The 13,650-nt window shown below is 65.9% G+C and carries 8 protein-coding genes; 1 reads left to right on the top strand and 7 read right to left on the bottom strand.

Annotation, left to right across the window (positions count from 1 at the left end):
- Positions 1-30 precede the first annotated feature (30 nt).
- From AC5Y5Z_RS04010 to AC5Y5Z_RS03990, 5 genes are all read right to left on the bottom strand, one after another.
- The gene (locus AC5Y5Z_RS04010) at positions 31-909 is read right to left on the bottom strand and encodes a type IV toxin-antitoxin system AbiEi family antitoxin (RefSeq protein ID WP_499923528.1); all 879 of its coding nucleotides are present in this window, start codon (positions 907-909) and stop codon (positions 31-33) included.
- Positions 910-1,061: 152 nt separating this feature from the next.
- A complete protein-coding gene (locus AC5Y5Z_RS04005) occupies positions 1,062-5,012 on the bottom strand; it encodes a DNA-directed RNA polymerase subunit beta' (RefSeq protein WP_463825779.1) in 3,951 nt (1,316 codons plus the stop codon).
- 38 nt (positions 5,013-5,050) lie between these two features.
- On the bottom strand, positions 5,051-8,542 hold the full coding sequence (gene rpoB, locus AC5Y5Z_RS04000; protein ID WP_463825778.1) for a DNA-directed RNA polymerase subunit beta: 3,492 nt from the start codon (positions 8,540-8,542) through the stop codon (positions 5,051-5,053).
- 503 nt (positions 8,543-9,045) lie between these two features.
- Positions 9,046-10,050: an ABC transporter ATP-binding protein gene (locus AC5Y5Z_RS03995; RefSeq protein WP_463825777.1), complete on the bottom strand. Its 1,005-nt coding sequence runs from the start codon at positions 10,048-10,050 to the stop codon at positions 9,046-9,048.
- 117 nt (positions 10,051-10,167) lie between these two features.
- Complete coding sequence (locus AC5Y5Z_RS03990; protein WP_499923526.1) at positions 10,168-11,682, bottom strand: carotenoid oxygenase family protein; 1,515 nt, start codon at positions 11,680-11,682, stop codon at positions 10,168-10,170.
- An 83-nt stretch (positions 11,683-11,765) separates the two neighbouring features.
- Here AC5Y5Z_RS03990 and AC5Y5Z_RS03985 point away from each other — a divergent pair, with 83 nt between their 5' ends.
- On the top strand, positions 11,766-12,434 hold the full coding sequence (locus AC5Y5Z_RS03985) for a TetR/AcrR family transcriptional regulator (protein WP_463825775.1): 669 nt from the start codon (positions 11,766-11,768) through the stop codon (positions 12,432-12,434).
- Positions 12,435-12,493: 59 nt separating this feature from the next.
- Here the strand turns inward: AC5Y5Z_RS03985 and rplL are convergent, their stop codons facing one another.
- Entirely contained in the window at positions 12,494-12,886 is a 393-nt protein-coding gene (gene rplL / locus AC5Y5Z_RS03980; RefSeq protein WP_463825774.1) for a 50S ribosomal protein L7/L12, read from the bottom strand.
- Between the two features lie 39 nt (positions 12,887-12,925).
- The gene (rplJ, locus tag AC5Y5Z_RS03975; protein WP_463825773.1) at positions 12,926-13,513 is read right to left on the bottom strand and encodes a 50S ribosomal protein L10; all 588 of its coding nucleotides are present in this window, start codon (positions 13,511-13,513) and stop codon (positions 12,926-12,928) included.
- Positions 13,514-13,650: the final 137 nt, after the last annotated feature.

Raw genomic sequence — 13,650 nt, 5'->3', positions numbered from 1 at the left:
AGACGTAAAAGCCCCCAAATCCCTTGCTGATTAGGGATTTTTGCGTCTGCTCGCCAGGTGGTACTCGAGGCGCTCGGCGAGCCCAACTGGGTCACCGCGGACGTCGTTGACCGTGAACGGAACCGACAACCAGCCGCATTCCTGCAGCCGCGCGGTCTTCAACCGATCATGCAGTAACGCGTCACGCCCCAGATGCCACTGCACGCTGTCGTACTCCGCAGCCAGCATGACATCCGGCCAGGCAAAATCGACGCGCCAGACCTTCCCGTACCGGTCCACGATGCTGTACTGGAGCTGCGGCATCGGCAGTTTGTTATCGATGAACACGAGTCGCGCCTCGCTCTCCATCGGCGACTCGGGCCGTCGGTCGGCGCAGCCGATCAGCTCCCGCACCTTGACGATGCCGCGCCGGCCCTTGTGCTCCCGGATGACTGCATCGAGTTCCCCTTTGGTGCACGCCTGAATGTGCAACGCCGCGTCCAGCGTGGCCAGGCTGCGCGGCCGCCTCAAACTCCGTGCGACCTCAATCGCCGTCCACGCTGGGGCGGTCGCCAGTCGGCCCTGAACCCGTCGCAGCGGCGCACCGATGCGCTGGTGCACCATCAGACCCTTCGTCGGTCGCATGCGCACACCAGGATCAAGGATGTGTAGCCGCGAGGTGTTCTCCGTGTCGAATCCGTAGAGGGCAGCGGCGGTACCCATGCAAGCGACAATTTGCTCACGAGCCAGCACGTCGAGTGCTGCGAGCTTTCCCAGCACGTCTGGTTCGGCGTGCCCGTAGACGCCATGGCAGACCCGAATGAGCTTGCCTGCCTGAACAAGTCCTGCCAACCGCTTGCGGGTCATGACGGTGAGGAGTTGGGCGGTGGTCGCAAATTCGCCACGCGGCAGCGTGGTCTCGATGTCCATGAACCAGACGATGAAGCCAAACCGGTCCATAAAGCTAGGCAGCGATGCGCCATATGTGGATAGGCGCGCGGGTGAGGATGTGCGAGCAGACGCAAAAGCCCCCAAATCCCTTGAGATTTGGGGGCTTTTGCGTCTGCTCGCGCTACGAAACGCTACCGGTAGTCGGAGTATCCGTAGTCGTCCAGCGGCACCGCGGCGCCGGTGGCCTGGCCGAAGTCCGGGCTGTAGTACTGATCCTCGTAGGACGGGATCGTGTACGCCGCAGCCCGGGCCTCCTCGGTGGGCTGCACCTGGATGTTGCGGTACCGGTTGATGCCGGTACCGGCCGGGATCAGCTTTCCGATGATCACGTTCTCCTTCAGACCCTGCAGCTTGTCGCTGCGGCAGTTGATCGCCGCATCGGTCAGCACGCGGGTGGTCTCCTGGAACGACGCCGCCGACAGCCACGAGTCGGTGGCCAGCGACGCCTTCGTGATACCCATCAGCACCGGACGCCCGGCGGCGGGCTCGCCGCCCTCGGCCACCACCCGGCGGTTGGACGCCTCGAACTCGGCACGATCGATCAGCGAACCCGGCAGGAACTCCGTCGAGCCCGAGTCGATGATGGTGACGCGGCGCAGCATCTGCCGCACGATCACCTCGATGTGCTTGTCGTGGATCGACACACCCTGCGCCCGGTAGACCTCCTGGGTCTCCCGGACGAGGTGGATCTGCACCTCACGCGGGCCCTGCACGCGCAGTACCTCGTGCGGGTCGGCCGAGCCTTCCATCAGCTGCTGGCCGACCTCGACGTGGTCGCCGTCGGACAACACGCGCTCGGAACCGTCCTCGTGCTTGAACACCCGCAGACGTTGCCGCTTGGAGAGCTTGTCGTAGACCACTTCCTCGCCGCCGTCGTCGGGCACGATGGTGATCTTGTAGAAGCGCTCACCCTCCTCGAGGCGCACCCGGCCGGTGACGTCGGCGATGGGCGCCTTACCGCGCGGGATGCGGGCCTCGAACAGCTCCTGGACCCGCGGCAGACCGCCGGTGATGTCCTCACCCACACCACCTTGGTGGAAGGTACGCATGGTCAGCTGCGTGCCCGGCTCACCGATGGACTGCGCAGCCACGATACCGACGGCCTCACCGATGTCGACCAGCTTGCCGGTCGCCATGGACCGTCCGTAGCAGGTCGCGCAGACGCCGGTGCCGGTGGTGCAGGTCAGCACCGAACGCACCTTGATCTGCGTGATCCCCGCGGCCAGCAGCGCGTCGATCGACGGGTCGCCCAGGTCCTCACCGCGCGCGACCACGACGTTGCCGGCCTCGTCCACCGCGTCGGCGCCCAGCGTCCGTGCGTACGCCGAGGTCTCGATGTACGGGTCGCGGATCAGGGTGCCGTCCGGCTGACGCTCGGCCAGCTCGACGAGGATGCCACGCTCGGTCTGGCAGTCGTGTTCGCGGACGATGACGTCCTGGCTCACGTCCACCAGACGACGGGTCAGGTAACCGGAGTCGGCGGTACGCAACGCGGTGTCCGCCAAGCCCTTTCGAGCACCGTGGGTGTTGATGAAGTACTCCAGCACGGTCAGGCCCTCGCGGAACGAGGACTTGATCGGACGCGGGATGAACTCACCCTTCGGGTTGGTCACCAGCCCCTTCATGCCGGCCAGCGTCCGGGTCTGGGTGAAGTTACCGGTGGCGCCGGACTCGACGATGGTGATGATCGGGTTGTCCGGCGGGTAGTGCTCGCGGAGCGCCTGACCGACCTCGTCGGTGGCCTCCTTCCAGATCTCCACCAGTGCCTCGTTGCGCTCGTCGTGGTTCAGAGCGCCACGCTGGAACTGCTTTTCGACCTTCTCCGCACGTTCCTCGTAGTTGTCGAGGATCTCCTTCTTCCGCGGCGGCACCAGCACGTCGGCCATCGAGACCGTCACACCGCTGCGGGTCGCCCAGTAGAAACCGGCGTCCTTGAGCTTGTCGACGGTCTGCGCGACCACGATCATCGGGTAACGCTCGGCCAGATCGTTGATGATCGCCGCCTGCACCTTCTTGTGCATCTGCTTGTTCACGAACGAATAGCCCAACGGCAGCAACTCGTTGAACAGCACCCGACCCAGCGTGGTCTCGGCCACCCAGGCGTCGCCGGGGCGCCATCCGTTGGCCCCGAACCGCTCCGCCTCGATGTCGGCCGGCGGCCGCAGCTGGGTCAGCCGCACCTTGATCTTGGCCCGCACCGAGAGCACGCCGCGGTCGGCGGCCATGATCGCCTCGGCGGGCGAGGAGTAGACGCCCGACTCGGGGCTGTCGCCGTTGGCCGGCCGGTACTCGCCCTTGCCGCCCTCGACCTCGGTGGTCAGGTAGTACAACCCGGTCACCATGTCCAGTCGCGGCATGGCCAGCGGGCGGCCGGACGCCGGGGACAGGATGTTGTTCGACGACAGCATCAGGATGCGGGCCTCGGCCTGTGCCTCCGCCGAGAGCGGCAGGTGCACGGCCATCTGGTCACCGTCGAAGTCGGCGTTGAACGCCTCACACACCAACGGGTGCAGCTGAATTGCCTTGCCTTCCACCAACATCGGCTCGAAGGCCTGGATGCCCAACCGGTGCAGGGTGGGTGCGCGGTTCAGCAGCACCGGGTGCTCGGCGATGACCTCTTCCAGGACATCCCACACCTGCGGACGCTGCCGCTCCACCATCCGCTTGGCGCTCTTGATGTTCTGCGCGTGGTTGAGGTCGACCAGTCGCTTCATCACGAACGGCTTGAACAGCTCCAGCGCCATCAGCTTGGGCAGGCCGCACTGGTGCAGCTTGAGCTGCGGACCGACCACGATGACCGAACGGCCCGAGTAGTCGACGCGCTTGCCGAGCAGGTTCTGCCGGAACCGGCCCTGCTTGCCCTTGAGCAGATCGCTCAACGACTTCAGCGGGCGGTTGCCCGGCCCGGTGACCGGACGGCCACGACGGCCGTTGTCGAACAACGCGTCGACGGACTCCTGCAGCATCCGCTTCTCGTTGTTGACGATGATCTCTGGCGCACCCAGGTCGATCAGTCGCTTCAACCGGTTGTTGCGGTTGATCACGCGGCGGTACAGGTCGTTGAGGTCCGACGTGGCGAACCGGCCACCGTCGAGCTGCACCATCGGGCGCAGTTCCGGCGGGATGACCGGGACGGCGTCGAGCACCATGCCCATCGGCGAGTTGCCCGACTGCTGGAAGGCGGCAACCACCTTCAGCCGCTTGAGGGCACGAAGCTTCTTCTGCCCCTTGCCGTTTCGGATCACGTCCCGCAGGATGTCGGCCTCGGCGTCGATGTCGAAGTTCTCGATCAGCTTCTGGATCGACTCCGCGCCCATGGCGCCGGTGAAGTATTCGCCGTAGCGGTCCTGCAGCTCGCGGTAGAGGTTCTCGTCGACGATCAGCTGCTTGGGAGCCAGCTTGGTGAACGTCGACCAGATGTCCTCGAGCCGGTCCAGCTCACGCTGGGCGCGGTCGCGCAGCTGACGCATCTCACGCTCGCCGCCGTCCCGGACCTTGCGCTTGGCGTCGGCTTTGGCGCCCTCAGCCTCCAGTTCGGCCAGGTCGGCCTCGAGCTTCTGCGCCCGGGCCTCGAGGTCGGCGTCGCGCTGGTCCTCAACGGCCTTGCGCTCCACCACCATCTCGGCTTCGAGCGTGGACAGCTCGTTGTGCCGCATCTCGTCGTCGACCGCGGTGATCACGTAGGCCGCGAAGTAGATGATCTTCTCGAGATCCTTGGGCGCCAGGTCCAGCAGGTACCCCAGGCGAGAGGGCACGCCCTTGAAGTACCAGATGTGGGTGACCGGCGCGGCCAGCTCGATGTGGCCCATCCGCTCCCGGCGCACCTTGGCACGGGTCACCTCGACGCCGCAGCGCTCACAGATGATGCCCTTGAAGCGCACCCGCTTGTACTTGCCGCAGTAGCACTCCCAGTCGCGAGTCGGTCCGAAGATCTTCTCGCAGAACAGGCCGTCCTTCTCCGGCTTGAGCGTGCGGTAGTTGATGGTCTCCGGCTTCTTGACCTCGCCGTAGGACCACTGACGGATGTCTTCCGCGGTGGCCAGGCCGATGCGGAGTTCATCGAAGAAGTTGACGTCTAACACGTAACTCCCTTTCCCCTTGCGGGTGTTGAAACTGATAGTTAGGCGAGGTCCTCGACGGAGGCAGATTCGTTGCGCGACAAGTTGATTCCCAGGTTGGCCGCAGCCCGCTCGAGATCTTCGTCCTCGCCTTCGCGCAGCTCGATGGCCGCACCGTCCGACGACAGCACCTCGACATTGAGGCACAGCGACTGCAGTTCCTTGAGCAGCACCTTGAACGACTCGGGAATGCCCGGCTCGGGGATGTTCTCGCCCTTGACGATCGCCTCGTAGACCTTGACCCGGCCGACGGTGTCGTCGGACTTGATGGTCAACAGCTCCTGCAGCGTGTACGCCGCGCCGTAGGCCTGCATGGCCCAGCACTCCATCTCACCGAACCGCTGACCACCGAACTGCGCCTTACCACCCAGCGGCTGCTGGGTGATCATCGAGTACGGACCGGTGGAGCGGGCGTGGATCTTGTCGTCCACCAGGTGGTGCAGCTTCATGATGTACATGTAGCCGACGGTCACCGGGTACGGGAACGGCTCACCGCTGCGCCCGTCGAAGAGCACCGCCTTGCCGTCCTCGTTGACCAGCACCTCGCCGTCGCGGTTGGGCAGCGTCGCCGAGAGCAAGCCCTGCAGCTCCTCTTCCTTGGCGCCGTCGAACACCGGGGTGGACACGATCTGGTTCGGTTGGGCGTGCCGCAGCTCCTCGGGCAGATTCGCCGCCCAGTCCGGGGCACCCTCGATGTTCCAGCCGGCCTTGGCCACCCACCCCAGGTGAGTCTCCAGAATCTGGCCGATGTTCATCCGTCGCGGCACACCGTGCGTGTTCAGGATGATGTCGACCGGAGTGCCGTCCGGCAGGAACGGCATGTCTTCCACCGGCAGGATCTTGCCGATGACGCCCTTGTTGCCGTGCCGTCCGGCCAGCTTGTCGCCGTCGGAGATCTTGCGCTTCTGAGCCACATACACCCGGACCAGCTCGTTGACGCCGGCGGGCAGTTCGTCGTCGTCCTCGCGGGAGAACACCCGGATGCCGATGACCTTGCCGGACTCACCGTGCGGCACCTTCAGGGAGGTGTCGCGAACCTCGCGGGCCTTCTCGCCGAAGATCGCGCGCAGCAGCCGCTCTTCCGGGGTCAGCTCGGTCTCACCCTTGGGCGTGACCTTGCCGACCAGGATGTCGCCGTCGCGCACCTCGGCACCGATACGCACGATGCCGCGCTCGTCCAGGTCGGCCAGCACCTCGTCGGAAACGTTCGGGATGTCCCGGGTGATCTCCTCGGCGCCCAGCTTGGTGTCGCGGGCGTCGATCTCGTGCTCTTCGATGTGGATCGAGGTCAGCACGTCCTCTTCGACGAGGCGGTTGGACAGGATGATGGCGTCCTCGTAGTTGTGACCCTCCCACGGCATGACCGCCACCAGCAGGTTCTTGCCCAGAGCCATCTCACCGTTCTCGGTGCAGGGCCCGTCGGCGATCACCTGGCCGGCCTCCACCCGGTCGCCGGCGTCGACGATCGGGGACTGGTTGGCACAGGTGCCGTGGTTGGAGCGGGCGAACTTGCGCATCCGGTAGGTGCGCCGGGTGCCGTCGTCGTGCATGACGGTGATGTAGTCCGCCGAGACCTCCTCGATGGCGCCCGCCTTCTCGGCCACCACGACGTCTCCGGCGTCGATGGCCGCGCGCAACTCCATTCCGGTGCCCACTAGGGGCGCCTCGCTGCGCACCAGCGGGACCGCCTGGCGCTGCATGTTGGCGCCCATCAGGGCCCGGTTGGCGTCGTCGTGCTCGAGGAACGGGATCATCGCGGTCGCGACCGACACCATCTGGCGCGGCGAGACGTCCATGTAGTCCACCTCGGAGGACGGCACGTACTCGACCTCGCCGGCCTTTCGACGGACCAGGACGCGCGGCTCGATGAATCGGCCGCCCTCGTCGATCGGCGAGTTGGCCTGCGCCACCACGTGGCGGTCCTCCTCGTCCGCGGTCAGGTAGTGGATCTCGTCGGACACCACACCGTCGACCACCTTGCGATAAGGCGTCTCGATGAACCCGAACGGGTTGACCCGCGCGTACACCGACAGCGACCCGATCAGGCCGATGTTGGGCCCTTCCGGGGTCTCGATCGGGCACATGCGGCCGTAGTGCGACGGGTGCACGTCCCGGACTTCCAGACCGGCCCGTTCCCGCGACAGACCACCCGGCCCCAGCGCCGACAGACGACGCTTGTGGGTCAGACCCGACAACGGGTTGTTCTGGTCCATGAACTGCGAGAGCTGGCTGGTGCCGAAGAACTCCTTGATCGCAGCGACGACCGGACGGATGTTGATCAGGGTCTGCGGCGTGATGGCCTCGACATCCTGAGTGGTCATCCGCTCGCGCACGACGCGCTCCATGCGGGACATGCCGACCCGGATCTGGTTCTGGATCAGCTCGCCGACCGTACGCAACCGGCGGTTGCCGAAGTGGTCGATGTCGTCGGTTTCCACCGGCACCTCGGTGCCGCCGGGCACCGTCATCTCGTGCTGGCCTTCGTGCAGCCGGACCAGGTATTCGATGGTGGCGACGATGTCCTCTTCGGTCAGCGTCGAACTGGTGATCGGCGCACCGACATTCAGCCCGAGCTTCTTGTTGACCTTGTAGCGGCCGACGCGGGCCAGGTCGTAACGCTTCTCCTTGAAGAACAGGTTCTCCAGCAGCGTCTGCGCGGACTCCTTGGTCGGCGGTTCGCCCGGGCGCAACTTGCGGTAGATGTCCAGCAGCGCCTCGTCGGTGCCCGCGGTGTTGTCCTTCTCCAGCGTCCCCATCATGATCTCGGAGAAGCCGAACCGCTCGTGGATCTGCTCGTTGGTCCAGCCGAGGGCCTTGAGCAGAACGGTGACGGGCTGGCGGCGCTTGCGGTCGATGCGCACGCCGACGGTGTCGCGCTTGTCGACATCGAACTCCAGCCACGCGCCGCGGCTGGGGATCACCTTGACGCTGTGCAGCATCTTCTCGGTGGACTTGTCGATGGTCTCGTCGAAGTACACGCCCGGCGAGCGCACCAGCTGGCTCACCACGACACGCTCGGTGCCGTTGATGATGAAGGTGCCCTTCTCGGTCATCATCGGGAAGTCACCCATGAACACCGTCTGGCTCTTGATCTCGCCGGTGTTGTTGTTGATGAACTCGGCGGTGACGAACAGCGGCGCCGCGTACGTCATGTCCTTGTCTTTGCACTCGTCGACCGGTGCCTTGACGTCGTCAAAGCGCGGGTCGGAGAAAGACAGCGACATCGAGCCGGAGAAGTCCTCGATCGGCGAAAGCTCGTAGAGAACCTCTTCGAGACCGCCCATCTGGTTGACGTCGCCGCGCTTGGCGGCGGTCTCACGCCAGCGCTGCGAGCCGATCAGCCACTCGAATGAATCGGTCTGAACGTCGAGCAATCCCGGGACCTCGAGCGGTTCACGCAGCTTGGCGAAAGAAACCCGGTTGGGAGCCCCGGGTACGGAGCTGTTCGAAGAACTCTGTGGGCGACCTGTGTTGCTCTGGCGGAAATCAGCCAAGATGCGTCCTTCCAGCACCTCGTGCGACTATGAGAGCCCTGAGGAGACGCCACCGGGTCTGTTCGCCGCAGATGTTTATCGGTTCGGCTGGCGGACGAACTGTCCGGATCTCACGCACGCAACTGAATAGCTGAGCCGCAGAAAAGGGCTCAGGCTAAGACCACGGTGTCAAGTGGCGGGTGTGAGGTGGGCAGGAAGTAGCCAGCGCAACGTCCAACAATAGCGCAGGACAGTACATTCCTCAAATGCGCACCACTACACACGGTCGCACGCGGTCCGTGGAAGACCGGCGCTGGCTGGCACCTGCGATATCCCGCGTACACATGCTGCCCAACAGATTGACCCGTTTGGGCTGTTCCGTCAAGAGGTGGGCACGGCAAGTTGTGCAGAGGTGTGGAGAAATTTTCCGCGATGCCCGCTGGTGGGGGCATCGCCGACGACTGGCGGGCGCGCGGCGGCACGCCGGAATCCTGCGCAGCAGAACTCGGCAGCGACCGGTCGGATCAGTACTCGTGCGAGGTGTACTTGTGGGTGCCTTCGAGGTCGTCCAGGATCGCTTCCTGAGCGTTCTTCGGCAGGGTGTGCAGCATGGCGCGCACCCGGGCCTGCCGGCGGGCGACGCCTTTGCGCTCCGGCATCCCGGGCGACGCCTGGATCTGCGGCGGCACTCCCTCGATGTCCTCGACACCACCGGCGTGCTGGCCCGCGTCGAGCGCGGCCTGCTCCTCGGCCATGGTGGCCTCGTCCTTTTCCTCCGACATACCGATCGGCCCGATACGCCGACCGTTGAGGAACTGCCGCACCACCGGCTCGTCGCTGGTCAGCAGCACCTCGCGGGGCCCGAACATGACCAGGTGCTTGCGGAACAACATGCCCATGTTGTCCGGCACGGTGCGGGCGATGTTGATGTTGTGGGTCACGATCAGGATGGTGGCGTCGATCTGGGCGTTGATGTCCATGATCAGCTGGCTCAGGTAGGCGGTACGGACCGGGTCCAGACCCGAGTCCGGCTCGTCGCACAGAATGATCTGCGGGTCGAGCACCAGGGCCCGCGCCAGGCCGGCACGCTTGCGCATACCGCCGGAGATCTCACCCGGGAACTTCTTCTCGTCACCGCCGAGACCCACCATCGTCAGTTTCTCCATGACGATGTCGCGGATCTCTTTTTCCTTCTTCTTGGTGTGCTCCCGCAGCGGGAAAGCGGTGTTGTCGAACAGGTTCATCGAGCCGAACAGCGCGCCGTCCTGGAACAGCACCCCGAACAGGGTGCGGATCTCGTAGAGCTCTTTGGCCGAGCACTCGATGATGTCGGTGCCGTCGATGAGGATCGAGCCGCGCTCCGGCTTCAGCAGGCCGATCAATGACTTCAGGAACACCGACTTGCCGGTACCCGACGGGCCCAGCAGCACGCTGACCTCTCCGGCGGGGACGGTGAGCGTGACGTCTTCCCAAATCCTCGAGGATCCGAACGACTTGGTAAGCCCGTTTACCTCGATCGCGACACCCATGGGAGACCCTTCCGTCGACGCGCGGTTCAGCCACCAACCCCGTGTGGCTTGAGTCACTGTAGCGCACGGCCGGTCTACGCATCAGGGTTGGATCAATAACAATCCGCCCAGCACACCCTATTCAAAAGGTGCCCAATTGCCGTGGAAGCCCATGGGGACCCGCTGCGGAAGTTCCACGGTGGCCCTCGTTTCCAGGGTCTGCGCATCCAGCAGCAACAGCACGCCGGTGTCGGTGTCGCGGCGGCTGCCCAGACCCATCAGGACGCCGTCATCCTCGACCCGGCTTGCCGGGGACGTGGCCGGGTTGGGCACGAAGGACATCTCCCCCATCAACAGGTCCGGATCGAGGGCGGCGACTTCGCGGGCGCCAGTTGCGTAGTCGTGCTTGTACACCGCCGTCGACATGTCGCGGGCGCCGCCGGAGAGATAGCCGCCGTCGACACCGAGGGTGTAGCCGAACCGGTGCTTGACGCCCAGCAAGGTCTCGTTGATCCGGGGAAACTCCTGCGGGCGGTCGTCGCGGCGCTCGGTGCTGACCGCGCCGGTGGTCAGGTTGATCGTCCAGCGGTCCAGGGTGGGCTTGCTGTCGCCGGGACCGCGCAGGTCGTGATCGAACATCCGCGCATAGCGCACCACGTCCAGGACCAGCACCTCGTTGCCGCCGCGGTCTTCGCTGTAGGCGTTGAGCGGGTGATAGACGTAGCACGGCTCGACGTCGAACCACCGGACGTCTCGGCCGGTGCCCTCGCGGGGCAGAACGCCGATGCGCGCCGGATAGTCGGCGTTCCAGCGATACGGCATCTTGTGCACGGGCTGCCGGTTCCGGTTGATCATCGCCGCGACGGGGTTGGGTACCCGCACGCGACCCAGCAGCGACTCCGCCACCAGGCGAGCCGGCCTGGTCAGTCTGCGCGACACCCGCACCGGCAGGACCTGCATCGGGTCGAACGTTACGGGCAGGTCGTAGATCACGACGTACTTCTCGGTCAGCGAGAAGTCGTGCATCATCGGCGACCCGCCCACTCGGACGTCCACCGTGCGACGGGCACGTCCGTTGGTGTCGATCACCGAATACTGCACGGTGCGTCCGCGGGTGAAGGAGTAGGACAGGGCATGCAATTCCCCGGTCGCCGGATCGCGGTGCGGGTGGGCGGTGTAGCCGCCGAAGAGGGTTCCGTCGAAGTCGCAGGGCGCGACCGTGTCCAGCTCGTCGGTCAACTCGTAGTTGGCGCCGCCACCCTCGACCAGGGCCAGCGTCCGGCCGGCGTGACTCAACGCGTTGGTGTTGGGCCCCACCGACAGCATGCCGGCCCGCGGGTCCAGCCCCGCGGGCTGCGGCTCGCCCAATGCGGCGCACACCGCAGGGGTGCGCACCCAGCGGTTGCGGTACCAGGTGGCCTTGCCGTCGCGCAGCGCGACCCCGTGCACCATCGCGTCCCCGCTGAACCAGTGGTAGGTAGTCGGGTCGACCTCGGCGACCGGGTTGGGACCGTTGCGCAGATAGCGTCCGCTGAGGTGCTCGGGAATGTGGCCGGTGACCTCGAGGTCGGTTGCGGTCAGTTCGGCCCGCACCGGTGCCAGAAAACCACTCAGGTACGGGTTGCCGGCTTGGGCGGTCTGCGTGGCCGTCATCGCTGAACTCCTATAACGTTGTTATTACGCTGTTATTGGGACGGTACGCCGCCGCCGAGGAGATGGCAATATTGTTTGGCGAGATGACTTCGACCCAGCGCAGCGTTCGCGACCAGATGGTGCAGGCCGCGGTGGACTTGCTCGACGAGCACGGTCCCGATGCGCTGCAGACCCGCAAGGTGGCCGGTGCCGCCGGCACCTCAACGATGGCCGTGTACACCCATTTCGGCGGGATGCGCGAACTCATCGCCGCGGTCGCCGAGGAGGGTCTACGCCAGTTCGACGCCGCCTTGGCGGTGCCGGAGACCGACGACCCGGTGGCCGATCTGATGTCCGTCGGAGCCGCCTACCGGCGGTATGCGATCGAGCGCCCGCACATGTACCGGCTGATGTTCGGCAGCACCAGTGCGCACGGCATCAACGCGCCGACCGGCGACGTCCTGACGCTGTCGCTCGACGAGATCGAGCAGCACGAACCCAGCTTCGCCCACGTGGTGCGCGCGGTGCACCGGTGCATTCTCGCCGGCCGGATCACGGCGTGCCCGGCGGACGACGATGCGTCCGTGGTGGCCACGGCAGCCCAATTCTGGGCGCTCATCCACGGTTACGTGATGCTCGAGCTGGCCGGGTTTTACGGCGCCGACGGCTCGGCACTGGTCCCCGTGCTGGCCGCAATGACCACGAATCTGCTGGTCGCCCTGGGCGATTCAGCTGAGCGGGTACAGCGCTCGCAGCTGGCTGCACTGCGCTGATAAACGCGGAAGCCCCCGGGACCCCGTTGCCGGGATGCCCGAGGGCTGCGCGGATGGAACTACTTGACGGTGACGCTGGCGCCGGCGGCCTCGAGCTTGGCCTTGGCCTCGTCGGCGGCCTCCTTGGCGACCTTCTCCAGCAGCGGCTTGGGCGCGCCGTCGACCAGGTCCTTGGCCTCCTTGAGGCCCAGGCCGGAGACGATCTCGCGGACCACCTTGATGACACCGATCTTCTTCTCACCGGCGGCCTCGAGGATCACGTCGAACTCGGTCTGCTCCTCGGCGGCCTCAGCGGCTGCGCCGCCACCGGCCGGGCCGGCCGCGGCGACGGCGACCGGGGCGGCCGCGGTGACCTCGAAGGTCTCCTCGAACTTCTTGACGAAGTCGGAGAGCTCCAACAGGGTCATTTCCTTGAAGGCGTCGAGCAGGTCGTCGCTGGACAGTTTTGCCATGGTGTGGGTCCTTTCTGAACTTTGTGCGTTTGGTCGGAGTTATTCGGCGGATGCCGCTTCGGCGGGTGCCTCGGCAGCTGCGGGCGTCTCCGCAGCTGCGGCTGCGGGGGCTTCGGAGTCCTTCTTCTCTTGCAGAGCGGCCAGCAGGCGGGCCATCTGCGACGCGGGCGCATTGAACAGCCCGGCAGCCTTGGCGAGGTTGCCCTTCATCGCACCGGCCAGCTTGGCCAGCAGCACCTCGCGGGATTCCAGGTCGGCGATGCGCTCGACCTCGGAGACGGACAGCGCGTGTCCGTCCATGTAGCCGCCCTTGATGACCAGCGCCTTGTGCTCCTTGGCGAAGGTCTTCAGTGCCTTGGCGGCATCCACCGGCTCACCGGTGACGAATGCGATCGCCGTCGGACCGGCGAACAGCTCGTCGAGCCCTTCGATGCCGGCCTCGGAGGCAGCGCGCTTGATGAGGGTGTTCTTGGCCACCGCGTAGGTGGTTCCCTCCCCCAGCGATCGGCGCAGCTCGGCGAGGTTGGCCACCGACAGACCGCGGTACTCGGTGATGACGGTCGCGCTCGAACTCTTGAAGTGCTCGGCGATGTCGGCGACGGCGGTGGCTTTGTCAGCCCTGGCCATGCATGCCTCCTGTACGTGTGTGGACTCGGCGTCTCGTTCCACCGCAGACGACTAACGCCCCGGCGCAGGGTGCGGCCGGGGCGTTCAGATTCACCGGCGCGTAGGCCGGCGGTCTTGCCTCGTCCTCCTGCGTGGGC

It is taken from the genome of Mycobacterium sp. NGS29, from assembly GCF_059812965.1.
This window is presented reverse-complemented; position numbering and strand designations above follow the sequence as displayed.